The sequence below is a fragment of the Vibrio sp. TRT 17S01 genome (assembly GCF_050113695.1).
Classification (GTDB): domain Bacteria; phylum Pseudomonadota; class Gammaproteobacteria; order Enterobacterales; family Vibrionaceae; genus Vibrio.
On sequence record NZ_JBNJOG010000004.1, the window covers coordinates 255,784 to 282,753 of the forward strand.

Sequence of the window (26,970 nt, forward strand, 5' to 3'; positions counted from 1 at the left end):
GTTTCCTTTTGTTAGTCATGGGGCGCTTGGATACGCTGTAATTGTTGTTGTAATGATAGGTAGTGAATATCGCTATCCTCTAAATGATAGTAATGACGCTTTAAGCCGAGTAGGGGTATATGAATCGAATCTAAGCAGACACGTCGAAACGTCCGGCTTCGTTGGGAATCTTGAATCGCATCTAAAAGGTGGAAGTAAACTTGGCGCAGGTGCAATTCAAACAGCAATGGATTCTCCCCTTCACTGCCGTGTTCATAATACGAAGTGAGCACACAACCCCAATGGATATAGTCATAGATGATATCTGGCTCAAACCCTTCCCCAGAATTCACCTTCAGAAAGCGATCTTGAGCCTTAAAGAATGTGCAGTAGATGGTTTCTTGATTGTACATGCTGACTTATTCTTGCTTGTAATGATAATTATTATCAATTAACTGCAAGTAGAATTCAACAGGTATGAAGATCTATTATATCAAGTATTCATTTGCCACTATACGCAGTTTCTGATGACTAGAGATCCACGAGTAACCGCTTTTTTAATAACTCAATGAATGAACGAACCTTAAGCGGAATGTAGCGGTTTTGTGGGTACACCACGCTAAAAGGGATGTTGTCGGCCTGATACTCGCTTAGTACTTGGATTAAGGTTCCTTGTTTTAAATGCTCTTTGACCATCCATATGGGGAGTGGCGTGATGCCTACTCCCTCCAATGCGGATTGCATATTACATAATCCACTATTACTGCTGACTGAACCTGAGACAGAAACGGTTTGAACCTCTCCATCCTTTTGAAAGCTCCAGACATTATGCTTTTTAAACAGAGAGTATACGATGCAGTTATGGTGAGTAAGTTGCTTTGGCGTCTTCGGTATGCCTTGTCTTTCTAGGTATTGTGGGGAAGCCACCATGAGCATCGGATTATCGAACAGCTTCTGGGCGATAAGTGAAGAATCTTCTAATCGGCTTGCTCGAATGGCAAGATCGATCCCCTCGCTAACCAAATCGATATGCTTATCAACGTAATTCACCTCGACTTTAATGTCTGGGTACTGCTCGGTAAATTCTTTTATTATGGGTGTTAATAAGAAGTAACCTAAGGGGACAGGTGCTGTGATGCGCAGTATGCCTTTCGGAGTAGAAAGCTCCATTCGTGCATTTGCTTCAGCTTCATCGAGTTCAGATAGAATAAACAGGCATTTTTCATAATAACTCTCTCCAATTTGAGTTAATGAACTTTCTCTACTGCTTCGGGTTAAGAGTTTTACCCCCAGTTTGTCTTCAAGTGCTGCTACTTTTTTACTGATGGTTGCTTGGGTCGTTTGTTGCTCTCGTGCCACAGCAGAAAAGCTTTTGGTTTGTACGACTCTAACAAATGCGCGCATTGCTGCTATTTGATCCATTGCCTCTCCTGTAAATACTAAGTGAACTTATCGTTCTATTTCTAATGCCTCGACTTAGCATTTAATGAAAATTCATTATTTATGGGTAATATTTAAGTTTAGGTTTGTCGGTGTTATTATTTTAATTAATGATGAAATAAGAGAACGTTATTTTGTTATTTATAATATTGATTTTATTGCCGATATAATCAAATAGCAATAAAAGGTGCTCGTAATGTAATTTAATGAATTCTAATTTTATTAAATTGAATATTTATTTGGTAATATTCAATGGATTGTGTTGCATATATTCTAATCTGGAATAGTAACTATGCAAAATGATCGTCTTATCATCACTATTATTTATATATAAGGTGTTCAAGCAAATTTTGTTTAAAAATAACGTATTAAACATAGTTGATGATGAACTCTATATGAATTGTTATCGATTGTTTTATAAGGTTTTCTTGAATGAAATTTATTGTGATAACAATAAATATAAGGAGTGGTTTAAGTATGAAAGTAAACAAGTTTATATCAACGAGTGTAATTTCAATTGTGAGCATTATCACTGTTGGTGCATCTTTCGCTCAAGAACCGGTATGGGATGGTAATAAAGTGGTTCTTCAATCAGAGAAATTAGCGGATGGTGTATTCGCTTATTACCCTGAAAATGCGAAAGAGTTTGAAAAGGAAGGTAAAGCTGTTGCGACAAGTGGTGGTTTTATTATCGGTGATAAAGGCGTATTAATGATCGACACCATGTTAAATAAGCGTCTTTATCAACAAGCAGAATCACTCATTAAAAAACAAACCACATTACCCATTTCGTTTGCGGTAAATACCAGTTTCCATGGTGACCATTCATATGGAAATATGTACTTGCCTAGCCAAACTCAAATTATTCAACATATTAATACCAAAAACTATATCGATGAACATTTTGAAAAAGATGCTCAATTTATGATTGCTAACTTCGGTAAAGGCCGCGGCATTGAGGAGGTAAAACCTGTTTCTGCCAATATTTTGCTGCCGGAAGAGGGGAGACTGACCTTAGATCTCGGCAATAAATATGTGGAGATCATCGATTTCGGTTTTGCACAAACGGGCGGTGACTTGTTTGTTTGGGAACCAGAATCAAAAACGATGTGGACGGGAAATCCTATCATCACCATGGCTCCTTCTCTGCCTTGGTTGCTAGACGGACACTTACTTGAAACGCTAGAAACCCTCAAAGAGGTTTATCACTTCTTACCTGAAGATGCGAAAGTCGTTCCGGGGCATGGCTCAGTGATCAAGCGTTCAGATATCAAGTGGCATATTGATTACTTGGAAGCGGTTAAGAGTGAAGTACAAAAAGCATTGAATGCTGGGTTAACGCTAGAGGAAACGGTGCAGCAAGTGAAGCTTCCTGAATTCTCAGGTTATGCGCTGTTTAACTGGGTGCATCCAGACTTGAATGTTCCCGCAGCTTATAAAGACCTAAAACAATAAATCATAAGGCTCGTTGTATGGCTGTAGCGCAGCGAGCCTTTATTTCATGGTATATGAGGTAAGTATGAAAACTGGACTTCCCGGCTTAAAAGGCGGCGACCATATTGGTTTTACGGTGCCTAATCTAGAAGAAGCGACTCGGTTTTTTGTTGAAGTGATTGGATGTGAGGTGTTGTACGAACTAGGGCCGTTTCAAGCGGATGATGGCTGGATGTCTGAAAACCTGAATGTCCATCCAAGAGCCGTTATTCATAAATATCGGATGTTGAAGTGTCACACTGGCCCTTCGTTTGAGATCTTCGAATACAGTTCACCGGATCAGAACCAAGCTCAACCAAAAAACAGTGACTATGCGGGTCATCATTTGGCCTTTTATGTTGAGAATATTGATGTTGCTCGCCAGTATTTAGCGTCTAAAGGTGTTGAGATTCTAGGGGATGTAAAAACGGTAGATAGCGGCCCAACTCAGGGGCTAAGTTGGTTGTATTTTCTTTCTCCGTGGGGGATGCAACTTGAATTGGTGAGTTACAACCAAGGCTTAGGTTTTGAGCAGGGTGGGTTACGGCAATGGTCCCCAAGAGAGCGTAATGCTAACAAAGGGTAAGAAGGTAAAGCTGCAAAAATGCAGCTTTACCTTTTGTTTTATTCTGCAGGCTCCCCGCCTAACAAGATGAGAGATTCAGCTGCGATAGCACCCGTGGAGAAGGTAATACCCGCTAGCAGTAATATCGAAGTGTATTTGGCGGTTAAAATAGCCAGCCCAATCGTATTAATGATCTTTTCCATAATATTTTCCTGATTAATTAAAACTAAGTTTATTGTAGGCCTTCAATCAGAATGGTTTGGGATCAATAACTAGAAAAAATCTACGATTTATAGGTAATTTGCTGAAAAAGTCCTAAATAGACATATTTACAACTGATAACAATTTATTTTTCGATATATATCAAACTATCATGAAACCCGAGCGTAATGGTGTCCGGTTTTGGTACCTAAGAATGCTTGATACAATGAAAATCGGTAAATGCCTCATTAGTCACTTTCCTCGCAGCGCCGCAAAAACATTTTATCGTCTGAACAAAATCCCTAGTTTGATGTTCACTCTTTAGCTCACTACTATTTCCACAACACCAAGGGCCGTTCCATCTTCCACACATTTTATACCTGTATGACCTTTTGGAGAAGAAACTTGGAACGAATAAAGGCTATCAACTCAGTAAAAATGAACAAAGCGCGTGATCATCGTGAACGTGATTTGCGTGTTTTAAACTGCGTCAGTGATAGTGAATATGAATCTCGTATGGCAGTTTGGCATAACCTAATTTCGCCCAAAGCGCCTATCGAAGAAGCAAAGAAGTTTGTTGATTCAGCGTTTAACCGTTTAGAGGCCGATCTTAAAGCATCGGGTCGTGAAGTCGCAATTAGCTACTCTGATTTTGTCACCATGGCGAATGAAGAGCTCCAATACATTCGAGTTTACGTCGCCGACACCAAATCTCAATATTTCTGGTATGGCACCATCGCAATCACAGTGTGTTTGTTATTGTCGCTATATTTATAGCCATGCCCTGATGAATTAACGGCCTAGCAAACATGCTAGGCCGTTGACGTTTGTAAGGCACTTTAAAACAGTTAAGACAAATTTCATAATTAGGTAAGTAAGGTTGCCTCTGTTGGTGCTTAAGGAATATACTTGGCGGGTAACTGAATAACGAATACTGATTGGAGGATAAAAGATGATTGTAATGACTTTAAAAAACGGGCTTAGAAACAGTTAACTTAGAGATACTCACCGATATTTCATTTCTCTAGATTTCTTCTTGCCCGGAATTAACCGGGATCTCACTCGATTCGAATTTGATCCTACAGAACTCATTCTATTGAGCGATCGCTGCTATATGGCCGCTTCGCTTGGGATAATTCGACAATGTCGCAAATAAATTCATTGAATTCATCTGAAACAATCTATTCTAACCATGAACTTGGTTGGAAAGGCTTTTTTCAACAACAACTAACGCTAGACGACTACGACAACACGGTTTTTGCGCGCATCATTGCCCATCACCGAAACGGGTATGTATTATGGAGCGAACAAGGACAAATCAACCTTGATGTTCACTCATCATTGCCCGCGATGACAGTAGGTGACTGGGTGGTGCTTAACGCACAACATCAGTTTGTTCGACTGTTTGAAAGGTTAAGTGTTTTTAGCCGAAAAGCGGCTGGAACCAAAGTTTCACGGCAGTACATCGCAGCTAATATCGACACTCTTTTCATCGTTGTGTCACTGAACGACGACTTTAACCTCAGCCGAATTGAGCGCTATCTTGCACTTGCTCATGAAGCTGACGTTGAGCCTGTAATTGTTTTGACTAAGTTGGATCTTTGCTCTGATTCAGAAGAGAAGAAGCAACAAATCATGGCGTTAAGTCCGCTATTAATGGTGGAAGCTGTCAACGGGCTCGACCCTAATAGCGTCGAGAAGTTAACTTCATGGTGTAAAACTGGTCAAACGGTAGCCTTCATGGGCTCTTCAGGTGTCGGTAAATCAACCTTGGTAAATACTCTGATGGGGGAGCAGGCCCAGCTTACGGCAGGGATACGTGAAGATGACAGCAAGGGACGTCATACCACGACATCTCGCTCAATCCACGTGATGCCATCAGGCGGGATCTTAATTGATACCCCGGGAATGCGAGAGCTTCAACTGACCGATTGTGAGCAAGGAGTCAGTGAAACCTTCGCAGATATTGATTCACTTGCGAAACAGTGTCGATTTTCTGATTGTCAGCACTCGACAGAACCTGGATGCGCGGTGCAGCAGGCTCTAGAGTCTGGTCAACTGGATACGCGCCGCTTGAATAACTACCAGAAACTGCTGCGTGAGCAACGACGTAACAGCGCAACACTGGCTGAGCAGCGTGCAATTGACAAAGAGTTTGGCAAGTTATGTCGCACCACGATGAATGACAAACATAGCCGAAAAAATCGGTATTAACTAAAGCGTAGATCAATGGCTCCTGTGCTTAATAAATAATTAGATTAAGCGCCGGAGCCATTAATTACGAACATCACTGGATCGAGCGCATTTGCTATGATTCAACATAAGCTATTTTGCAACAGTGTTTACTGGCATTGAGTAGGGTACATGGAATGACAGCTCCCGTTTCACATCACGAATTGGTTCGACATGCGATAGAGGTATTGAGTGATATTGAAGTTGCGGTTCGTTTTCATCGACCAGACTTGCAAGATTGCGAAGTGATCCGAGAGCTCGTGTTATGGATGAAAACGGGGTTACCTGCATATCAGTTTGCACCAACGCAAGACGGTAGAAGTGTCTATGAAGTAGCTGAATACGTGCTACAAATGTCGAATTTGGATACCCCAACTTTAGTGGACTATGCGATTGAGCGTATGGGTTTCAGCGAGGAGGGTACGGGCGTCAGCTATTACGACCAAAATGACGACGTGCTGGAAAATAACCTTGTTGTGTTGAGCTATTGGGTTGGCGGCTTTTCACAAGTCCTGATGCCTGAAAGTGTTTACCTTGAGGCACTGAAGGCCTTTCTTTATGACAATGAGAAATTTGAACTCATTGCCCATCTACTCAAACAGCACCCTTTTGATGTGAAGTTAGATTCTCAAGATCAGCAGATTGCGGCGTTAGGCGAATACCTACCTCAACTCAGAACAAGTTTACATTTGCTAGAAGATACGGATATCACTTCCCTTTTAAAGCAGTTAGATAGCTTAGAAGAGAGTTTAAATCAGCTTCAAACGCCTCCAGTTATACCAACACAGTTTGGTCATATAGGCTCATTTGAGCTTTGGTAAAGCCGAATAAAAAGAAAGGTAATCCCCCTCTTTACCTGTTCATACTCAAAACGATAGAATGCCTGTAATTGGAAGAGTTGGACTGAACATGGCAAAACTAACATTACAAGAGCAGATGCTTAAAGCAGGCTTAGTAAACGAAAAGAAGCTGAAAAAGGCAAAAAAAGGCTCTAAAAAGTCTCGCGTGCAGGCTCGCGAAGCGAAAGCGGCGGCAGAAGCGAACAAACAGGCTCAGCAAGAGCGCGACAAAGCATTGAACCAGCAGTTGAAAGAACAACTGCTCAGCAAAGAAATTCGTGCGCAGGTTAAACAGCTGATTGAAATGAACAAGCTTGAGCTGAAAGATGGCGACATCAAATACAATTTTACCGACGGTAAGTTTGTGAAATCCCTGTATGTGGAGTCATTGGTTCGTGATCAGTTAGCCAAAGGTATTCTTGCGATTGCGCGCTACGAAGAAGGTTACGCTGTGATCCCGGGTGTGGTTGCGAAGAAGATCGCCATGCGTGATGCGGAAACCATCATCGAAACGAAAACGACAGAAGAAGAAGTTCCGGTAGAAGATGATCCGTATGCAGATTATGTCGTGCCTGATGATCTAATGTGGTAACGAAATTTCTGATTGAAATGGCCTGAATATTTTCAGGCCATTTTTGTATCAGGTATGTGAGAGATTTAGAAACAATCTTGAATTTCGAGGTAGCTTGCTCGGATATGTTCAATCAACGCTTGAATCCGTTTAGCGGGTTTGCGCGTATAAGGGTAAACCGCGTAAATACCCACCACTTTGCTGGTATGTTCAGCCAGTACTTCAACTAACTTCCCTTGTTTTAAATCATCACAGATCAAGCAAGTGGGTAAGTAAGCCAACCCATTACCGGCAAGCACGCTTTTACGTAAGGCGGCAGCATTATCAGACGAGAAATTCCCCGACACTTTCAGAACATAGTTATCGCTATTGCGCTTAAACTGCCAATCAAAGGTGCCCCCTGATTCGTGGGTGTAACCAAGGCAATTGTGACGCAGTAAAGTATTCGGCGTCTCTGGCTCCCCATATTGCGCGATGTATTCAGGGGATGCGCATATCATCCAGCGAGAATTAAAAATAAATCGCGCAATCAGGCTGGAATCTTCAAGGTAACCAGTGCGTATAACCAAATCATAATTATCTGCAATCAAGTCGACGAAGTGATTATCCATCGACATATCAACGCTTAGCCCTGGATTATTATTGCAAAACTCAGAGATAGACTCCGCCAATAGCAATTCACCTGAGATGGTTGGCACTGACATGCGAATGTGCCCGGCGAGCGACTCGTTATACCCAGTAATCGATTCAAACGCAGCTTTTGCCGTGGTGTGAATGTCTTTGGAGCGATGATAAAGCACTTCACCTGCTTCAGTGAGGGTCAGTTTTCGAGTGGTACGATAGAGCAGTTGCGTACCGAGATCGGCCTCAAGCTTGCTAACCCGTTTGCTGATCATCGATTTGGTGATGTGGTTGTGCTCAGCCGCTTTGCTGAAAGAACCACACTCGACCACTTGGGTAAATAAAATAAGATCATCCACTTGCGGCATAACGGTACTCAGAATCGTGAAGATTGGTGGGTATTATAACGGTTCACTCGTTTGCAAACGAGCTTAATGAATTGCAGGAGAGAAGAAAGGCGCACCCATAACAGATGCGCCTTGATGCTCTGTTCCCAAAGAGCAAAATGAATGCGTTGTTACATGTCGTCGACAATCACGTAAGTGGCGGAAACGGGGCCATGAACACCAACCACTTTGATTAGCTCGATATCCGCAGTAGAACTTGGTCCCGAGATAAAGTTAACGCAGGAAGGAATCCGCTCGCCGCGTTTGGCCTTTTGATGTAATGCGTGGGTAGCCTGCGTTAGTCGTGGAAGCAAGGTACTTTTGCCAACAACAAAGATGGACGTTTCAGGTAGCAGGCTGATCGCTCGTCCTTGCTTTGGGTCGCTGTAAAGCACAACCGTGCCAGATTCTGCTAATGCTTGCTCAGCCATGACAATGCCAATTTGAGCTCGTTCAGCGATGGTGATGTTGGTTTGGTAGCCAGCTTGATGATCCCAAACATGCACAGTGTGATGCGCATTAGACAGAGCTTGAGGGTCAACCAAATTCAACAACGTTTCTGAGGCTGAGATGATGGTTTCCCCTTGCTTTGCTGCACCGTGTTCATCTTGGCAATACTGGTGGCAAACCTCGCGCAATGTCATTTTGAGTTCTGATTTGGTAGTTTCTACCACACTGACGCCCAATGACGTCTGTGCGTATTGCTTTAGTGTGTCAGCCAACTGATCTTGAGTAAAATCCTTCATTACTGCCTGATGGCAATGGTGCTTAAAAGCAGGGCGCTCTACAGCGTCTAAAGGTTGGCTGCGTCCAAGTTTATTCGCGATGTTAAGCAGAAACTCATCCCGGTTATAGATACTGGTTGTGTTATTTGATGCAAAAGTTGACATGTTTTGCTTCCTTATTTCTGTTTTCTGCTAGCGAACCAACGGCGGAAAGATTGGCCGTCTGGTGTTGGTAAATCTCGGGCTTCATTCCAATGGCTGACTGCGCCAAGGCTCAGAGGCATTTTGCCGTCGCGAATGATGCCACTCGCCACGGTTGCACCAACTTTTACCCCCATATCCCAAAGTAAAGGTCGGGCATTAACGAAGTTAAATGCGCCGACAGTTGCACGTTCTGTCAAAGGCGTGATCTTTTCGCTGGCCATTTTTTCGCGATGTTTCATCAGCAAGTCAGACAGTGGAATTTTTACCGGGCAAACGTCGTGACAAGCCTTACACAAGCTACAAGCGTATGGCAGATCTTTAAAATCATCATATCCGCCCAATAAAGGTGACAGTACCGCACCAATCGGGCCAGAATAGATAGAGCCATAAGACTGCCCTCCAATATGGCGATAAGCCGGACAAGTGTTCACACAGGCAGCACAACGAACACAGCGTAAGATAGCGCTAAACTCTGAGCCAAGTATGTCTGAGCGTCCATTGTCCACAATGACCAAGTGAAACTCTTGTGGGCCATCACAATGCTCGGCTTCTCGCGGGCCTGTCAGTGCAGTGACATAGCCAGTTAGAGGGAGCCCAACAGCGCTGCGGCATAATAGGCTGATGACAATGTCCAACTCTTCAAATGTCGGCACAATTCGCTCCATCCCCATTACGGCGATGTGCGTTTTAGGCAAACTGGTAGCCAGTCGCGCATTGCCTTCGTTTGTCACCAGTGTCACGGTTCCCGATTCTGCTACAGCGAAGTTACACCCGGTGATCCCGATATCTGCTTCAAGGAAGTCGTGACGAATGTACTGACGCACAAAACGCGTCATTTCTTCAGGATCTTCTGAGCCCTGATAGTTCAGTTTGTCTTTAAAGATCGCTTTAATTTGTGTGCGATTTTTATGCAGTGCCGGAACGACGATGTGTGACGGTGGATCGCAGTCATCCACTTGCAAAATGTATTCGCCCAGATCGGTTTCAACCACTTCACAGCCATTGCGCTCAATGATCTTATTGAGACCGATTTCTTCGGTGACCATGGACTTGGATTTAACGACTTTCTTAGCGTTTTTTTGTTGGATGATGTTTTCAATGTAAGCCGTTGCTTGCTCGGCGGTTGAGGCAAAGAAAACACTTCCGCCATTTTTTGCAACGCTCTCGCTGAGCTGGTGGAGGTAATAATCTAAATTCTCAAGCACATGGTTACGAATACCCATACCCATTTCTCGCCACTCTTCCCAATGTCCAAGTTTGTCGGCGGCGATTTGGCGGTTATTAAACATGCGCTCTTGGGCGTTCGCTACAGAATGGCGCATGAATTCATCTTGCATTTTGACTTTGATGCGTTGTTTGAAGTTCACATCGCTGGTTTTCATCGACATAATTTTCTCCTCAGCGACTTAGCAGCACATCGACGATATGCATGACTTGAACAGGTTTGCCTTCACGGCTGATTCGGCCACCAATGTTAATTAGGCAACTGATATCCGCACCGATCAAATAGTCGGGATTTGCGTCGCTGATATGGCGAACTTTCTCTTTAACCATCTCTCCGGAGATCTCAGACATCTTGACTGAAAATGTCCCCCCAAAGCCGCAGCAGGTTTGTTGGTTTTTGATTGGCAACATCTCGAGCCCTTCGACATTTGCCAGCAATTTTAGTGGCTCTTCTTTTACACCAAGCTTGCGGATCAAACTGCATGATGGATGGTAGACCGCACGGCCCGGAAGGCGAGCACCTAGGTTTTCTTTGCCCAGTTTATTGATGATAAATTGGGTCAGTTCAAATAAACGGTCTGCGACTTTTTGTGCGCGCTGTGCCCATTCCGGCTCACCGGCTAGATACTCAGGGTATTTCTTGATTGAAGCGGCGCAAGAACCTGCCGGTGTTACGATAGGAAAATCGTTACACTCAAAGGTTTCTATGAGCTTTTTCATTGCTGGCTTACTTTGTTCAATGTAGCCACTGTTCAAAGAAGGCTGGCCGCAGCAACCTTGTTGTTTGGGAAATAGAACGTCACATCCAAGTTGCTCAAGCAACAGGACAGTTTTCTTGGCAACTTCTGATTTCACAGAGTCACACAAACAAGTGACAAAAAAGTTAACCTTCATTTTATGCTCCAGTGAGAGTCAAGGCCGTCAGGCGAAGCATGCTTGCGGCTCATTATATTTTTATAAAAATAAGCCTATTCAAATGACTCTGTTGCCAAAGCCCTTACTACAGTTCGAATAGGCTAAAAGTGTTTACATAACTAAACTGACACCTGCGATGATCACGCCATACAACATCATCGGAATGACGGTTCGTTTGATGATGTAACCTTCTTTGTTCGCAATACCTAGGATGGTTGAAACCGCAATGATGTTGTTAATACAAACCATGTTCCCCATCGAGCCACCAACCGATTGCAGCGCAAGGATGAGGTGCTGAGGTAACCCCACAGTCTGGGCAATGGTTTGTTGAATGCCGCCAAAGGTTAAGTTCGCCACTGTCGCGGAGCCGGAGAAAAATGCCCCAAGTGCGCCAAGGTAAGCGGCGAAGAACTGCCAATTGGTGCCTAATAGATCAGATAGGGCGCGGCCCGTGGTCATGATGGGAGAGTTTGTTCCGCCCATCATCATAAACTTCACCATGATCAACGCGCCGACCAGTGCAATAAATGGGATTTTGATTCGCTGAGCGGTTTCTGTGAACACTTGCGCTATTTGTTGCCGGCTCATCTTGAAGATAAATGCACTAATCAATACCACAAGGAAAAATGGGATCAACGCCGGCACATACAAGGTTTTATAAGCCCAAGACGTGTCCGTGCTTAGAATGTTGCTTAACTTGATGATCAGCGCATGCGATAGACTAAGCTCAGCAAATCCACCGAGTTGGATGGAAAGCAGCGGTGTGGCATCAGTCAGTAGCGGTTTGATCCCCAGTTGCTGGATACGAGTGATGATCAGAATAGCGATAAGTAACAGTGTTGGGCTCATCGCTTTGATGATTTCTGCAGCCGGAAGGGATGTTTGGGCATGGCCTGTTTCAGGTTTGCGTGGCTCCATTCCGATGTTAAAACGGGCTAGAAAAATAGAAATGGTGAGGCCAATTGCCCCGCCAATCAATGCTGGGAACTCATAATTCCATTGTGCAAAAGCGAGGTAGGGCAGCGTGCAAGACATGATACTGAGCTGAATAAAGATAAAGTTGCGCGTAATGGCTTTCCAATTGACCACAAAGCTTAGTGCAATAACAGGTATCACCGTTGCTGCGACCGTATGTAGTAATGCCGAATTTCGGCCAATCGCTAATAAATCGGCTTCGCTTAGCCCTAAACCACTAAAACCAAACCAAGTTGGGGTACCAACCGCACCAAAAGAGACAGGAACCGAGTTCATGACCAATGCCAGCATTGCAACGCGTAGTGCTGGAAACCCAAGCCCCACTAAAATAGGTGCAGCAATGGCGGCTGGTGTACCAAAGCCAGATGCGCCTTCAATCATAAATGCGAAGGCCCAGCCAATGATCATCAGCTGAGCAACTTGGTTTCGGCTAACGCCTTCGAGCCAACGTTTGATCACTGCTTCTGCGCCAGAGAGAGAAATTGTGCGGTTTAAAAGGATGGCTCCGGCGATGATTGAAATGGGAGTGATAGCTGACAGACTGCCTGCGATTATGTTGGCGATTAACGGGGTGACATCAGCATTAAAGTAAAAAAGTTGGATTAAACCGACTAAAGCGGCAGTGGCAGGTAAAGCTATCTGTGAGGGGATTGCATTTTTTTTCGTCATCATCCAAATAAGCAGAATGATGGGAATAATCGAAATGAATAAATTCGTCATTGGGCTTCCGTTATTCGTTATTGGTTGTAGGTGTTTTGTTTTTATTATTTGACTTTGATGTAAAGCCTATCGTTATTGTGGGTATTTTATGGAGTGAATTGGATTTAGCTATTGATATTTAAAATACCAAAATGACGGCGACAAATGATTCTGTGACTTAAACCTTAATGGCACTACCAGGTTTTTAATATTTTATTTAAACTAAACAATGAGTTAACGAGTTTTTGTGATGGCTGTGACGCGATGATTGGTTTGATTTTGGAAACAATAATATTCTTATTCGAACTTAATATGAGTGAATTGATTGATTTTAATAATAACTATTCTCAATTTATTGTTAATAAATGTGTGGCGGGAATGTAAAAATACGAATTATTAAGAGTAAGGGTGACAAAAATAATAACAAATGAGAAAAAATGTGAATCAAATAAATATAGAGACAGAAATCTTGGTGTTTATCTACTTAGAATGAAGTCAGGAAAAAGTCGTTTCTCGTTTTATTTTTGCGATAACTTTTAAAATATGTGCGTTGGGTTGGGCGTCTAGCTTGATGCAAATCAATCAACGATTTGTATACCTCTTTATTGGTATGTGATTGCACTTTTCGCTTGGTTAGATTGGGTTTTTATCCTTATAGACTCTATGGTTAATAGAGGCATCAACGAGGGGCATGGGATGAAAACACCAAGACCAAAAACCTCCGAAAGTCGCCGTCGCTTTCTTCGTGATACGGCCAGAACGGCTGCTGGCGTCGGTGTTGCAGCAACGGTTCTTGGATTACAGAGCCAACAAAGTAGCGCGAGAGAGCGAAATGGCGTGCCAGTGCGACCACCCGGAGCACTTCCTGAAGGTGAATTTGAAGCAGCATGCGTACGTTGCGGTTTATGCGTACAAGCATGCCCTTACGATACCTTAAAGCTGGCGACGCTATTGTCACCGCTCGCATCGGGGACCCCCTATTTTGATGCGCGCAGTATTCCATGTGAGATGTGTGAAGACATCCCCTGTGTGGTGGCTTGCCCAACAGGGGCGCTTGATCCGAATTTAAAAGATATTGATGACGCCCGAATGGGAACGGCGGTGTTGATTGACCATGAGACATGTCTCAACTGGCAAGGACTACGCTGCGATGTATGCTACCGAGTGTGCCCGCTTATCGATAAAGCGATTACCTTAGAGCATGTACGCAATGAGCGAACGGGGTACCACGCGAAGTTGATCCCAACCGTGCATTCCGATGTATGTACGGGCTGCGGCAAGTGTGAACAGGCCTGTGTGTTGGATGTGTCGGCGATTAAGATTGTGCCCACAGATTTGGCGAAAGGGAAACTTGGCTCGCATTATCAATTAGGATGGGAAGAGATTGATAGGCCGTTGGAAAATACCTTTACTGACGATGATCTTGTGCCAACGGACGCGCTTGAATCATTGAATCGGGGGCAATGATGGCAAAGAATCTTGCAAAAAATGCCGGCAAAGAAGCAATTGAAAAATTAGGCTGGTGGCACGCTCATCGATTTTTGATCCTGAGAAGATTCTGCCAGTTCTCCATTATTGCGCTGTTTATGGCAGGGCCAACGCTTGGTGTGCTAAAAGGCAACCTCTCATCAAGCTTACTGTTTGATGTCATTCCTTTCACTGATCCTCTGATCATGCTGCAAACGCTAACCGCAGGTCATCTTCCGGAGCTGACAGCGATGGTTGGGGCGCTCATCGTTGTTGGCTTATATGCGTTATTGGCGCCGCGTGCGTTTTGTGCATGGGTTTGCCCACTAAATGTAGTGACGGACTTTGCGGCTTGGTTAAGAAGAAAGCTGAACTTGAAGGCGAGCTATCGCTGGTCTCCTCAGCTTCGTTATTGGCTCATTCCAGTGTTGCTGCTGGGAAGTGCAATCTCAGGTTCTGTGTTATGGGCATGGATTGATCCGGTTGCGGCACTGCATCGAGGCTTAGTGTTTGGCTTTGGTGCAAGCTGGGTACTTGTTGTACTGGTGTTTGTGCTGGACTTGTTATTGGTTGAGCATGGTTGGTGTGGACACCTGTGCCCACTTGGTGCGACTTATGGTGTGATTGGCAGTAAAAGTATTATCCGTGTCAGTGCTGAGCGACGAGAAGATTGCACTAAATGCATGGACTGTTTTTATGTTTGTCCTGAGCCTGATGTATTGCGTCAGCCATTAAAAGAAGGCGAGCGGAAAGTGATGGATAAGAATTGCATTAGCTGTGGTCGATGCATCGATGTCTGTCCGGAAAAGGTGCTGGAATTTCAATCCCGCATTTCGACATCAAACGTAACAGAGAAATGAGGTGCTAACTCTTGCTAGCAAGAAGGGAAATGAATTCGAGCGCATAGAATGTAGTGTTATATTTGTATTGTGATGACAAATGTAATGGAAAGCACTGATTTAATCATAGCGAATTAGTTATTTAAATAGTCCGGTTTTATATCGGGCTATTTTGTTTTAATTAAATATAAAGAGATAATTAATATCTGCTTAATATGTTAAATATAGAGCGATAACTTTATTCTTTATTTTATTAATAACGAGGTTAAATCGTGTATACCATCAGTGGATAATGAATAAAATGTCACGTCTAAATCTTTGTCTTGAGTTAAATGTCACAAAATGTAAATTAAATCTATATATTTTATAAATTATTATTATGCCGTAACTATAATCGGTATGAATTTTTATAAAATCATAATTAAATAGGTAGATTTCATTATGTTGCAGAAACTATCACTAAAGAACAAATTGGCGTTTTCGGCTAGTGTTGCAATCATCATCGGCGGGTTAATGGTAGAAGCATTGTCATTCAATGGTGCTCTAAAAAGGCTGGATATTGAATTGTTAGAACGCTTGGAAAGTACAACTGCTTCTTACAATCAAAATGTGCAAGACTGGCTTGTTTCAAAAGAGCGTATTTTGACGGCATTCCCCTCGAATGCTGATTCATTATCAGTGCTCAATCACCTGAAACAAGTACGCGATTCTGCGGGCTTTGATAATGTTTTTTTGGCTTATCCCGATGGTTCCCAGAACAATGCCAACGGTGTGGTGTTGCCTCAAGGGAATGATGACCCTCGTGAATGGGGCTGGTACCAAAATGCCATGGCAGTGCCAGACAAAGTGTTTATGGATAACCCAACCATTGCTGCTGCCACAGGTGCGAATGTAGTTTCTCTTGGCAAAACCCTAGATTTTAATAATGAAAAGGTTGTCCTTGGTGCTGATATTGAAATAAAAGACCTAGTAAACAGTATGAATGATGCTATTTTGCCGGGAGATGGCTATTTATTTATTGTCAATAAAGAAGGGAATATATTTATTCATCAAAATTTGACGCTATTGAATAAACCAGTAGCGCAAATAGGCTTGAATTTTTCAGATATTAAAGAAGCAAGTGTCACTGGAAAAGATTTATACGTTGATGTTAATGGCGAGAAGAGTGTTATTCATGCACACAAAATTGATGGTACTACATTATCCACGGTTACCGTCATTAATTATGCATCACTTGTCGAGCCATTGAATGATGCAATGTTAGGCCAAATATTAGCCACAGCTATTGTCGTTATTATTTGTACTTTATTATTTTACCTATTGTGCAAAGTTTTCTTCCGCCCTTTAAATAATGTTTCTGAAGCATTGGAGCAAATTGCAAACGGTAGTGGCGATCTCACTCAGCGAATCACCGTCGAAAGCCAAGATGAAGTGGGTAAATTAGCACAAAACTTCAATACGTTTGTGGCGAGTTTGCAGCAACTGATTGGTCATGTTCGTGATCAGTCCTCTCTACTCACAGAACGCTCAGAACAGAGTGCCCAACGTGCCCAGCGAACAGAAAGTGAAGTGCATCATCAACAACAAGATATCACCATGCTTGCTACTGCCGTCACTGAACTTTCATCAGCAACACAAGAGATTGCATTGCATGCTGATAACACCGCTGATGCCGCGCAAAAATCCGCTCAGAATACCAATCACGGCCACACGCTTGTTGGAAATACGAAACAGTCGATCAGTTATTTGGCGAATGAGTTAGTACAAGCGAATGGTGTGATTGGTGAGTTAAATCGACACGCTCTAGATATTTCAACCGTGCTTTCAACCATTCGCGATATTGCAGAGCAAACCAACCTGTTGGCTCTGAATGCAGCAATTGAGGCAGCGCGAGCGGGAGAGCAAGGTCGAGGTTTTGCTGTGGTTGCTGATGAAGTGCGCGTTTTATCTCAGCGTACCCGCTCATCAACCGAAGAGATCAAATCGACCATTGATACCTTGCAAGGAACCACAGAGCGTGCCGTTTCGTTGATGGAAAACAGTTCACGTCTCGCTAATAACTCAGTAACTGATGCTGACAATGCAGCGCAGGCGTTGGAAGAGATCCGAGAGGCAGTTACGTTAATCAGTGATATGGCTACCCACATTGCCACTGCGGCAGAAGAGCAAACACATGTGACCGGAGAAATTACTCAAAACATTACCTCGATAAAAGATGTAGCAGAACAACTGGTACTCAGTTCCAAAGACAGCACTGAAGAGTCCGGGGCTTTGAAACTGCAGGCTGAAAACCTGAGTGCGAAAGTCGCGACGTTCAAATTGTCATAAGTCGAAGGGCCATTTTTGGACAAGTAATAGTGGCCCCTTCATCTGCTATCTTTTAAACAACGGTGCTATTGCGTGTTAGCTTGACGTAAGCCAACCGCCTTAACACAAGGTGAACCCATGAAAGCTCTTTGTTTCTTGTTGCTGATCTCTACTCAAGCCTTGGCGGTGGTACTGCCAGTTGTGATAGAAAAAAAAGTTCATGAAGACTATGTCGAGTTTGTTGGAGACAGAGATCCACTGACCATCAATCAGTTTGGTGGTATCAAAGCTCGTCGGAGTACCGTCGAAATCGTATTACTTCAACAAGCATTCGCGTTGGGTGGGGTGCCAGTTGAGCTGCAATTCCACATTGCACCTGGTGCCGAGCGAATGCGGCGCATGGTGATGCTGCATGGCTATGCCATGGCGGCAAATACGGTTTGGGATTCTGTGGCGAATGACACCAAAGATTTGTTGTGGGTGAGTGCGCCAGTGATTCGTCATGGTGAATTTGAAGCGGGTCTATATACGGTGGGCACGCGTTACGATCTTTTGGATGAAAAATATCGCATTGATATAGAAAAGCTGGCAGCCGTGAGCAGTTCGCAATGGGTCAGTGATTGGAACACCCTCTCTGAATTGCCCTTAACAAACTTAATCAATGTGACAGATTGGCGCAGTATGGTTGAAATGGTGGTACATAACCGGGTAGATTTTTTATTGGCACCGTTTCAAGGCAGTAAAGATTTATCTTTTGAGGCGCGGGGTTACCGGTTCCTTCCAATTGAGGGCGTAAAGCTTGGACTCAGTGGATCGCGTCATTTTATTCTGTCGCGCAGTTTTCCAAACAGTGAGCGCCTTGCTGAAGTACTGGATCGTGGAATTAACATTCTGCGCCAGAAAGGGACCATCGTCAGGGCACTACAAGAGTGTGGTTTTTTCAATGCTCAGGTCACGGGGTGGCGAAAGCTAAATTGAGCATTGGTTTTATAAGTTAGATTGGATATATGGACAGAATTAGCGCGTTAAAAGTGTTTGTAGCGATTGTTGAACAAGGTAGTTTATCTGGAGCAGCAAATCATTTGGATATGGAGCGCACCAAAGTGTCTCGTTATCTGGCGGTATTGGAAGAGTGGGTCGGTACTCGCTTATTGCATCGCACTACCAGAAAACAGAGCCTGACAGAAGCTGGGGAGCAGACACTAGAGCGCGCTTATCAGATCTTAAATTTAACCGATGACATTCATTCTATTGTCGATAAGGAGCACAATACGCTCTCTGGCAGGCTGCGTATTACCAGCAGTTATTCGATGATTGATGCTTTTCTTCTCAGTGCGATTAATGATTTTTGCTGCTTATGGCCGAAGGTTGCTATTGATTTGGTGGTTGCTGATCGCAGTGTGCATTTGGTCGAAGAAGGTATCGATCTTGCCGTGCGGATCAGCAATGATCTCGACCCTAATATTGTGGCTCGGCAGGTAGGGGTGTGCCGTTCTGTTGTCGTTGCCACGCCGAAATACCTCGAAGAAAATGGCTGGCCTGAAACGTTACAGTCACTGCGCCAGCATCAGTGCTTGAGCTTTAGTTATTTTGGTAAAGGAGAATGGCTGTTTGAAAAAGCAGGTATTCCAGAATCAGTTGAAGTGATGGGTCACCTTACGGCAAACATCTCTAACATCTTATTGCGAGCCACATTAGAGCACCATGGCATCAGCATGCAACCCGTCGCGGCGGCGCAGCCATACATTGAATCCGGTCACTTGCAGCCACTATTGACTGATTGGGAGCCAAAGCAACTTGGTGTGCATCTTGTCTATTCCAACCGCAAGCAAGTGACGCCATTGCTGCGTCAGTTTATCGATTTTGTTGTGGAGCGGATGGAAGGTGATCCGCTGTGGAACTGACTCGTAAAATTGTCATTAGATGTGTGAAATATGAAATAGTTCCCTGATTTACCTAGCTATATTGTTGCAATATCTGCACAAGTTATGCGTGAGACTTTACCTATTTTCCTGCGCTGAAATCACTAGAGTAAGCCTTGTCCCAGTTAACGAGGTAAACAAGATGAAAGCGACAATAGCAATGACACTATCAAGTCTGATGGTTTCCACTTTGGCGATGGCAGAGATTCGCCTGACCACTTACAACCCACAAGGCAGCGCGATATTTCCAGTCACTTCGACTGTGCTTGAAGGCAAAGACGATGTCATTCTGTTTGATGCTCAGTTTGGTATTAAAGAAGGGCAGGCACTGGTCGAGTTGATCCAACAGTCGAACAAGCCACTTAAAGCGATTTATATTACTGGTGGTGATCCTGATTTTTATTTTGGATTAGAGCCGATAGTCAAAGCCTATCCACAAGCAGAAATCTATGCGACACAAAGTGTGGTTGACCACATTAACAAAACCAAGCAGAAGAAAATTGAATACTGGGGGCCAATTTTAGCGGATAACGCGCCAAGCCAGATATATGTCCCCAAAATATTTGCAGGTGATATCCAATTTGATGGTGAAACCATTGAACTGAAAGAAGCAGGGACCCATCAGGCGTACTATTGGCTTGCATCGCAAAAAACTATCCTTGGTGGTGTTGCGGTGTCAGCAGGTAGCCATATCTGGATGGCTGATTCTCCGACGGAAAATGATCGAAAAGCATGGATCCAAACCATGGAAGCGATGATTGACTTGAATCCTAAACGTGTGATCCCGGGTCACTACGTGGGTGAGGAACCAAAAGGTATTGCGGCTTTAACATTCGGACGTGACTATCTCAGAGCGTATGATGGGTTTGTCGCTCAGTCGAAAAACTCGAAAGAGCTGGTAGAGAAAATCACCAAAACCTACCCACAATTCGAAGCCGACGATGGCCTATTCATCGGTGCTAAAGTGAGCATGGGTGAAATGAAGTGGTAACGCTAAAGCAATAAAAAAACAGCCCTGTCAAAGAACAGGGCTGTTTAGGCTTAAGTTATGCTGCTCGCGACTAAGTTTTCTTATAGCTAGAGGAAAGTCGCGCTTTAATTGCAGATTGAAAGAGGGGTGAGACGGCACCAAAAATCTCATCTGCTTTCGCCCGTTGTCCAACTTGTAATGAGACGTGCTCACGGGCGAATTCAGGCAGTTGCTCAACAAAGGTTTGTTTTAGTTGTTCAAAAATAGCTGAGCTTTGAGCCAGTGGTCCTGTGATGATGATCTTTTGTGGAAACAGGGTAAGAAAAGCATTTCTTAGCGTTGTGCTCATGACCTGAATGGCCTGAATAATATTCGGTACCTCAAGTGTGTTATGGCTTTGGAAGAAATCAACAAAGTCTGCCTCATTATTCGGTACATTTTGATAGCGTTGGCGCAGCGCCGCTTCCATCGCTCTTAATGACGCTACCGACTCTATTGAAGGTGTCTCTTCGCCTACCGTCAATGTAGTCTGCCCCAACTCCCCAAATCCACCTGTTGGTGTGTGGAGTACTTCGCCTCGCAAGGCATAGGAGGTGCCAATTCCGTAACCCCAATGTATGTTGAGTACTGATTCTTGCGCATGTTCTGGGTGGCGCAGCAATCGAGCGCGCAGTTCGTTATTTAGGTTTTTCGCAACGCGAACCGGTAGGCGAGTTTGTTGTGCCAAGGCATCAAATGATAGGTGGCTGATTTGAGGCCATCGATTTGAGAATACCCAACACACATTATGCTCATCGACTAACCCAGGAACGGAACAGGCAATGCCGACCACGTTTTCTTCGGAGGCTTTGTTAAGCAGTGTTGTTGCCAGTACTTCAAATTGCTCCAACATATCCTGATTCGACAATCTATGGTCACTTAATGTCTTACTGGCATGGCAAACGATTTGACCTTTGAGGTTGATCAAATGTGCATTGATGGTGAGAGAGTCAATGGTGATAACAATCGCAGATGCGGCCCGTTCATTAAGATGAAGGTAGACTTCTGGCCGGCCCGGCTTTGATGGGTTGATGGTCTTATCTTCGCGCACCAAGTTCAGTTCAATCAGTTCTCCCACCAGTTCAGTAACCGTTGCAGGACGAAGTTTAAACTCGCTACTTAAGCTTTTTCGAGTGGGTGAGGTTTGGCAAGAAATTGCACGTAATAACAGGCTCTTACGCTTTTCCGACAGCGGGGTAATGTTTTCTTCTTGTCGCTGGAGTAATGAAGCTAATCTCTGATTAAACGTTAAATCAAATGCCGTTTCGTTATTCATCCTGCGCTACCTACGTTGTGATTCCCTTCAAAAAATAGATGTTTTTTTGAGCATGGTTAATATCGGTTACCGTGAGCTGTTTGATAACTAAATTATCAATAATGTTATGAGGTTAGCTAACGTCATCGAGATAGGCCTAAAACAGTACACCATTTTTCGAATGATTTATTTACGGATTGTGTAAAAAATAGTTATTTACAGCAAGTGTAATTAATGAGAGGGTGGCGATTAATTAATCACTTTTAGGCGATGAATGTAGGGAGAGATTGAAGTATGAACATATCAACATGGTTGGATGAAGCTTCAATGGGGAATGCAGCAGCGCAAGCTGGTGCGGATATGATTTGCCAAACTCTTGAGAGAAAAGGCTTTGCAAACATCATCTTAGCAACGGGTACGAGCCAGTTTTCTATGCTGTCTAAGTTGATTACCGATCCACGAATTGATTGGTCAAAAGTCTCTATTTTCCATTTAGATGAATATGTAGGGCTGTCATCTCAGCACCCCGCCAGTTTTAGACGCTATCTGAAAGAGCGTGTTGCCGATAAGCTCCCAAATTTAAAAACATTTACCTACGTCAATGCGGATGCTGTGCCATTGGAGCCGGAGTTAGAAAGGTTGAACAGTCTCATTGAAAATGTTGTTATCGATGTTGCATTTGTCGGCATTGGCGAAAATGGGCATTTGGCGTTTAACGATCCACCGGCAGATTTTGATGTGACGGAGCCCTACATTGTGGTTGAGTTGGATGAAGCATGCCGTCGCCAGCAGTTAGGAGAAGGGTGGTTCAGCTCTATTGATAAGGTACCAAGTTTCGCTATCTCGATGTCGATTCAGCAAATCCTAAAAAGCCGCACGATTGTCTGTACTGTGCCATCAAAACGCAAAGCGCTGGCCGTGCAACAGTGCTTTGAAGGTGCAGTGTCGCCCGAGCATCCGGCCTCAGTCTTACAACAGCACCCGTCTGTGCATGTTTTTCTCGATCAAGACGCGGCGAGCGCACTAACAAAATAGGCCAATGATGAAGATTGAGAGTAAAGAAGCACTGAAACCGCTGAATCAAGAGCAAGAGCTGGTTGTCTTTAGTGGTCATGCTGTTCCCAAGATGCGTTATCGCTTTGGCGCAGATGGAAAGGTACAACAAGTTTCTGTTGAGCACCCTTGGAGCCAAGCAGATCACGCTCACCAAACGGTTGTGACTCCGGGTTTGGTGGACATTCAAGTGAATGGCTTTAACGGGGTCGATTTTAATTCCCCTGGCTTAACGGCAGAGAAGCTGGATAGTGCCCTTATGGCAATGCTGGAAACGGGGGTTACTCGATGTTTGCCAACCCTAATTTCGGCTGAAGAAGGGAAATTGTGTCAGCTGCTTTCTGCATTGGACCATGCCGTTCAGCAAAGCCAACTCGCACCATATATGGTGATGGGCTATCACATTGAAGGGCCTTTCTTATCACCTCAGGAAGGCTTTGTTGGTGCGCACCCGAAACAGGCGATGATTGCAGGTTCAAAGCGTTTGGTTGATAAGCTGCAATCGCTCATTACTAAACCTATTTTGTTGATGACAGTAGCCCCAGAAATAGAGGGTGTACTCGAGCTCATCCCTTATTTGAAGGCACAAGGGATTACAGTGGCTCTGGGTCACACCGCTGCCGAACGTCAAACAATACAGCAAGCCGTAAATGCGGGGGCACTACTGTCTACCCATTTGGGCAATGGGTTAGCTCATCAGCTGCATAAAGTGGACAACCCACTGATGACGCAGCTGGCGGAAGAACGACTGTTCGCAAGCTTTATTGCTGATGGTCATCACGTAAAGCCCGAACTATTGAAGCTGTGGCTAAGTGCCAAAACACCAGAGCATTCCATTTTGACAACGGATGCAACAGCTGCTGCTGGTTCATCACAAGTTCCGGGTATTTTCCACTTGGGAGACTGTGAAATTGAGCTGTGTGCCGATGGTGTCGTCCGTGAACCCGGATCGCCGTATTTTGCAGGCTCTTCTGCACGTATGGATCGCATGGTAAACGACATCATGCGCTGGTGCGGATACGACTTGAGCACCATTTTGCAAATGACTCGATATAACCCACTTTACCTTCTTTCTCAAACGAAGACTTTACCAGTTCAAGGAGACGATGCGGAGTTTCTTCACTGGGTGATCACACCAGATGGCCCAAGATTAACTACCGTTTATATAGGTGGTTGGACAATCCACTTGTAGTTTCTTTTTTGCTGGTATGAAACCGACATAACGACACCTTACATGGAGCAAAGGATATGAAATTGAGAAACGTACTGGTGCAGACAACAGCAGTGTTCACGCTGCTGTCTGCACACCATGCTGCTGCTGTGACGCTAAAACTGGCAGAGAATCAACCAGAGTCCAACCCTGTTACGATTGCGATGCATAAGTTCTCTGAGCTAACGGAAAAGTATTCTGACGGTGAAGTCAAAGTTAAGGTTTTCTCCGGGGCTCAATTAGGGCAAGAAAGCGAAACCATTGAGCAAACTCAAGCTGGGATCATTGATTTAACTCGAGTAAACAGTGTGACATTGGCGAACGTTACCCCAAGCGTTGGCGTATTCACGCTGCCATATATCTTTAAAAATACGGAGCACAAATACAAAGTATTGGATGGCGAAGTGGGTCTAAAAGTACGTGAAGATATGGCTGCATATGGACTGGTGGCGTTTGACTACATGGAAGCAGGCACGCGAAGTTTTTATACGCGTGAAAGCAAACCAGTGAAGTCGATTGAAGACATGAAAGGGCTGAAAATCCGTGTCCAGAAATCGCCTATATCGATTCGCATGGTGGATCTTGTCGGCGGTGTAGCAACGCCGATGAACTATGGTGAAGTCTTTTCAAGCTTGCAAACGGGTGTGATTGATGGAGCAGAAAACGACTATGTAAGCTACCTGACATCAGGCCACTATGAAGTCGCGCCAAACTATGTGGAAGATGGCCATTTAAGTCCTCCTGCAATTCTTATCATGAACAAGAAGAAGTTTGATGCTTTGCCAAAGAATCAACGAGATGCCATCCGCCGAGCAGCGAAAGAGGCGGCGTTGTTTGAGCGAGAACTGATGTTTAAAGCCAACATCGAGGCGAAAGAAAAAGTCATTGCCGCAGGCGTGAAAGTAACGGTGATTGATAACACACCATTCCAACAAGCAGTTCAACCCGTTTATGAACAGTTTCCGAAATTGCTGCCGCTGGTGGAACAGATCCAAGCGGTAAAATAATCGCCATCAGAGTGCTTCAGCGCTTAGGCTAGAAGCACTCTCTCAATGCATCGCCTCATGGGATATGTAGGGAACAATATGACGCAATGGATAGACAAACTCAACGCCATCATTGGCTGGATTGCTCACCGGTTATTGGAGTTAATTGTGGTGATCACGGTAGGGCAAGTGATCCTACGTTACGTGTTTAATCAGCCCACCAGTTGGTCAGAAGAAGTAACGCTCTTATTTCTGGTGTGGTATGGCATGTTGTCAATAGCCATTGGCGTTCGAACTCACTCTCATGTGGCGATTGTCTATTTAAGAGACCGAGTCCCAGCAATGATAGGTCGAGGATTGGATTATTTTGCCTACTGCTGCGTTTGTGGTTTTGCACTGGTACTGCTGCTTAATGCACAAACCTTGGTGGATATTGCGGGGGCGCAAATCCTGCCCGCGTCGGGGTTACCAAAAAAATTACTCTATTACTCAGCAGTTGCAGGGGCTTTGTTAATGGTCATGAATGCGCTGACGAATTTGCTGACCGGAGATGTCACAGAACATGAGGTAAAAAGTAATGACTGTTGAACAAGCTGGAATTTTGCTGTTGCTTGGTAGTTTCTTGGGGCTGATGTTACTTCGTGTGCCGATTGCATTTGCGCTTGGTGTTTCCTCCGTGTTGACTGCATGGTACATCGATTTACCATTAATGCTGATTGCCCAGCGAATGGTCAATGGCATGTACAGCTTTACTTTTTTAGCCGTGCCCTTTTTTATTTTGGTCGGTAGTGTGATGACCGAAGGGGGCATTTCTGATCGCTTGGTGCGTTTTTCTGAGGTGTTGGTGGGCCGCTTCCGTGGTGGAATGGCTCAGGGCAATGTGGTTGCCAGTACTTTTTTCGGTGGCATTTCCGGCTCCTCGGTGGCGGATGTGGCATCAATCGGCTCGTTTCTTATCCCTGCAATGAAGCGCAGTGGTTATCCCGGAGAATACTCTGTTGCAGTGACGGTGACGTCTTCAGTCCAAGGGGTATTGATCCCGCCGAGCCAAAATATGATCTACTACGCGTTGGCCGCTGGTGGCCTGCCGATCAGCCAGTTATTTGTTGCGGGTTATGTACCCGGTCTATTGCTTAGCATGTCTTTGATGGCCTTATGCGCTTATCTTGCTGTGCGTCATAGCCACCCCAAAGGCAATAAATACACGTTAAAGGAAGGTGTCGCTATTGCGGGTGAAGCATCAATTGGCTTGTTTACCATAGCCATTATTATTGGCGGTATTGTGCTTGGGATATTTACCGCGACAGAGTCGGCGGCCGTGGCTGTGGCTTACGCCTTGTTAGTGACGTTCTTTGTGTATAAGAGCGTGAATCGCATCAAAATGAAGCGCATCATGAGTGACACCATGAAAACGCTTTCCATGGTGATAGCGATCATCATGACCTCTTCAGCGTTCGGTTATCTACTTTCGTTTCTCAGCGTGCCTTCTTTGCTGGCTGATTGGATTCTTAGCTTGTCCGATAACCGTAACATGATCCTTTTAGCGATCAATATTCTGTTACTTGTATTGGGTATGCTGATGGACATGGGTGTGCTTATTCTGATCCTCACTCCCATCTTATTGCCGATTGCACAGAGTATCGGAGTTGATCCGATCCACTTTGGCATCATTATGCTGCTTAACTTGGGGATTGGTGTGTGTACGCCCCCGGTCGGAACCTCACTCATGGTCGGCTGTGGCATAGGAAAAGTGAAAATAGAGACGACTGCCAAGCAAATGTTGCCTTTCTATTCAGCCATGGTGATTGTGCTGATGCTCGTGACTTACCTTCCGTCTATCGTGCTTTGGTTGCCATCCCTTTTGAGAGGGTAA

The 26,970-nt window shown here is 44.4% G+C and carries 26 protein-coding genes; 17 read left to right on the forward strand and 9 right to left on the reverse strand.

Annotated features, from left to right (window positions below):
• Window positions 1-11: 11 nt before the first annotated feature.
• On the reverse strand, window positions 12-392 hold the full coding sequence (locus ACQEXS_RS08840) for a hypothetical protein (RefSeq protein ID WP_427013553.1): 381 nt from the start codon (window positions 390-392) through the stop codon (window positions 12-14).
• A gap of 118 nt (window positions 393-510) precedes the next feature.
• Window positions 511-1,401 carry a LysR family transcriptional regulator gene (locus tag ACQEXS_RS08845; RefSeq protein ID WP_427013554.1) on the reverse strand — a complete coding sequence of 297 codons (891 nt, stop codon included), beginning with the start codon at window positions 1,399-1,401 and terminating at the stop codon, window positions 511-513.
• A 495-nt stretch (window positions 1,402-1,896) separates the two neighbouring features.
• Here ACQEXS_RS08845 and ACQEXS_RS08850 point away from each other — a divergent pair, with 495 nt between their 5' ends.
• Together ACQEXS_RS08850 and ACQEXS_RS08855 are read left to right on the forward strand one after the other, a co-directional pair.
• A complete protein-coding gene (locus ACQEXS_RS08850; protein WP_427013555.1) occupies window positions 1,897-2,874 on the forward strand; it encodes an MBL fold metallo-hydrolase in 978 nt (325 codons plus the stop codon).
• Between the two features lie 64 nt (window positions 2,875-2,938).
• Window positions 2,939-3,478, forward strand: coding sequence for a VOC family protein (locus ACQEXS_RS08855; RefSeq protein WP_427013556.1), 540 nt, complete (start codon window positions 2,939-2,941; stop codon window positions 3,476-3,478).
• 38 nt (window positions 3,479-3,516) lie between these two features.
• Here the strand turns inward: ACQEXS_RS08855 and ACQEXS_RS08860 are convergent, their stop codons facing one another.
• Window positions 3,517-3,660, reverse strand: coding sequence for a hypothetical protein (locus ACQEXS_RS08860; protein ID WP_367989345.1), 144 nt, complete (start codon window positions 3,658-3,660; stop codon window positions 3,517-3,519).
• A 436-nt stretch (window positions 3,661-4,096) separates the two neighbouring features.
• On the opposite strand from ACQEXS_RS08860, the gene ACQEXS_RS08865 reads away from it, so the two are divergent.
• The 4 genes from ACQEXS_RS08865 (at window position 4,097) to ACQEXS_RS08880 (ending at window position 7,321) form a co-directional block, all read left to right on the forward strand.
• Window positions 4,097-4,435, forward strand: coding sequence for a thiamine-phosphate diphosphorylase (locus tag ACQEXS_RS08865; RefSeq protein WP_367990691.1), 339 nt, complete (start codon window positions 4,097-4,099; stop codon window positions 4,433-4,435).
• 366 nt (window positions 4,436-4,801) lie between these two features.
• Window positions 4,802-5,872, forward strand: coding sequence for a ribosome small subunit-dependent GTPase A (rsgA, locus tag ACQEXS_RS08870; protein ID WP_427013557.1), 1,071 nt, complete (start codon window positions 4,802-4,804; stop codon window positions 5,870-5,872).
• Window positions 5,873-6,027: 155 nt separating this feature from the next.
• On the forward strand, window positions 6,028-6,711 hold the full coding sequence (locus ACQEXS_RS08875) for a hypothetical protein (RefSeq protein ID WP_427013558.1): 684 nt from the start codon (window positions 6,028-6,030) through the stop codon (window positions 6,709-6,711).
• Window positions 6,712-6,799: 88 nt separating this feature from the next.
• Complete coding sequence (locus ACQEXS_RS08880) at window positions 6,800-7,321, forward strand: DUF2058 domain-containing protein (protein ID WP_427013559.1); 522 nt, start codon at window positions 6,800-6,802, stop codon at window positions 7,319-7,321.
• A gap of 65 nt (window positions 7,322-7,386) precedes the next feature.
• Here ACQEXS_RS08880 and ACQEXS_RS08885 read toward each other — a convergent pair whose 3' ends face one another.
• The 5 genes from ACQEXS_RS08885 to ACQEXS_RS08905 all read right to left on the reverse strand — a co-directional run bounded on the left by ACQEXS_RS08885 (window position 7,387) and on the right by ACQEXS_RS08905 (window position 13,070).
• On the reverse strand, window positions 7,387-8,289 hold the full coding sequence (locus tag ACQEXS_RS08885) for a LysR substrate-binding domain-containing protein (RefSeq protein WP_427013560.1): 903 nt from the start codon (window positions 8,287-8,289) through the stop codon (window positions 7,387-7,389).
• Window positions 8,290-8,438: 149 nt separating this feature from the next.
• Window positions 8,439-9,197 carry a LutC/YkgG family protein gene (locus tag ACQEXS_RS08890; RefSeq protein WP_427013561.1) on the reverse strand — a complete coding sequence of 253 codons (759 nt, stop codon included), beginning with the start codon at window positions 9,195-9,197 and terminating at the stop codon, window positions 8,439-8,441.
• An 11-nt stretch (window positions 9,198-9,208) separates the two neighbouring features.
• Window positions 9,209-10,624: a LutB/LldF family L-lactate oxidation iron-sulfur protein gene (locus tag ACQEXS_RS08895; protein WP_427013562.1), complete on the reverse strand. Its 1,416-nt coding sequence runs from the start codon at window positions 10,622-10,624 to the stop codon at window positions 9,209-9,211.
• Between the two features lie 10 nt (window positions 10,625-10,634).
• Window positions 10,635-11,354 carry a (Fe-S)-binding protein gene (locus ACQEXS_RS08900; RefSeq protein WP_427013563.1) on the reverse strand — a complete coding sequence of 240 codons (720 nt, stop codon included), beginning with the start codon at window positions 11,352-11,354 and terminating at the stop codon, window positions 10,635-10,637.
• 132 nt (window positions 11,355-11,486) lie between these two features.
• A complete protein-coding gene (locus ACQEXS_RS08905) occupies window positions 11,487-13,070 on the reverse strand; it encodes an L-lactate permease (protein ID WP_427013564.1) in 1,584 nt (527 codons plus the stop codon).
• 675 nt (window positions 13,071-13,745) lie between these two features.
• Here ACQEXS_RS08905 and napG point away from each other — a divergent pair.
• From napG to ACQEXS_RS08935, 6 genes are all read left to right on the forward strand, one after another.
• A complete protein-coding gene (napG, locus tag ACQEXS_RS08910; RefSeq protein WP_427013565.1) occupies window positions 13,746-14,516 on the forward strand; it encodes a ferredoxin-type protein NapG in 771 nt (256 codons plus the stop codon).
• The gene (gene napH, locus ACQEXS_RS08915; protein ID WP_427010420.1) at window positions 14,516-15,376 is read left to right on the forward strand and encodes a quinol dehydrogenase ferredoxin subunit NapH; all 861 of its coding nucleotides are present in this window, start codon (window positions 14,516-14,518) and stop codon (window positions 15,374-15,376) included. Before napG ends, napH begins: the two co-directional genes overlap by 1 nt.
• Window positions 15,377-15,796: 420 nt before the next feature.
• A complete protein-coding gene (locus ACQEXS_RS08920; protein ID WP_427013566.1) occupies window positions 15,797-17,683 on the forward strand; it encodes a methyl-accepting chemotaxis protein in 1,887 nt (628 codons plus the stop codon).
• A 117-nt stretch (window positions 17,684-17,800) separates the two neighbouring features.
• A complete protein-coding gene (locus tag ACQEXS_RS08925; RefSeq protein WP_427013567.1) occupies window positions 17,801-18,640 on the forward strand; it encodes a hypothetical protein in 840 nt (279 codons plus the stop codon).
• Window positions 18,641-18,669: 29 nt separating this feature from the next.
• Window positions 18,670-19,566: a LysR family transcriptional regulator gene (locus ACQEXS_RS08930; RefSeq protein ID WP_427010417.1), complete on the forward strand. Its 897-nt coding sequence runs from the start codon at window positions 18,670-18,672 to the stop codon at window positions 19,564-19,566.
• A 160-nt stretch (window positions 19,567-19,726) separates the two neighbouring features.
• Window positions 19,727-20,575, forward strand: coding sequence for an MBL fold metallo-hydrolase (locus ACQEXS_RS08935; RefSeq protein ID WP_427013568.1), 849 nt, complete (start codon window positions 19,727-19,729; stop codon window positions 20,573-20,575).
• A gap of 70 nt (window positions 20,576-20,645) precedes the next feature.
• Here the strand turns inward: ACQEXS_RS08935 and ACQEXS_RS08940 are convergent, their stop codons facing one another.
• Complete coding sequence (locus tag ACQEXS_RS08940; protein ID WP_427013569.1) at window positions 20,646-21,869, reverse strand: ROK family protein; 1,224 nt, start codon at window positions 21,867-21,869, stop codon at window positions 20,646-20,648.
• A gap of 273 nt (window positions 21,870-22,142) precedes the next feature.
• Between ACQEXS_RS08940 and ACQEXS_RS08945 the strand changes: the two genes are divergently transcribed.
• From ACQEXS_RS08945 to ACQEXS_RS08965, 5 genes are all read left to right on the forward strand, one after another.
• Window positions 22,143-22,883 carry a glucosamine-6-phosphate deaminase gene (locus ACQEXS_RS08945; RefSeq protein WP_427013570.1) on the forward strand — a complete coding sequence of 247 codons (741 nt, stop codon included), beginning with the start codon at window positions 22,143-22,145 and terminating at the stop codon, window positions 22,881-22,883.
• A 4-nt stretch (window positions 22,884-22,887) separates the two neighbouring features.
• Window positions 22,888-24,093 (forward strand): N-acetylglucosamine-6-phosphate deacetylase, encoded by a 1,206-nt coding sequence (locus ACQEXS_RS08950; protein WP_427013571.1) that lies wholly within the window; start codon window positions 22,888-22,890, stop codon window positions 24,091-24,093.
• 56 nt (window positions 24,094-24,149) lie between these two features.
• Window positions 24,150-25,118: a TRAP transporter substrate-binding protein gene (locus ACQEXS_RS08955; protein ID WP_427013572.1), complete on the forward strand. Its 969-nt coding sequence runs from the start codon at window positions 24,150-24,152 to the stop codon at window positions 25,116-25,118.
• Between the two features lie 78 nt (window positions 25,119-25,196).
• The gene (locus ACQEXS_RS08960) at window positions 25,197-25,685 is read left to right on the forward strand and encodes a TRAP transporter small permease (RefSeq protein WP_427013573.1); all 489 of its coding nucleotides are present in this window, start codon (window positions 25,197-25,199) and stop codon (window positions 25,683-25,685) included.
• Entirely contained in the window at window positions 25,675-26,970 is a 1,296-nt protein-coding gene (locus ACQEXS_RS08965; RefSeq protein ID WP_427010410.1) for a TRAP transporter large permease, read from the forward strand. Before ACQEXS_RS08960 ends, ACQEXS_RS08965 begins: the two co-directional genes overlap by 11 nt.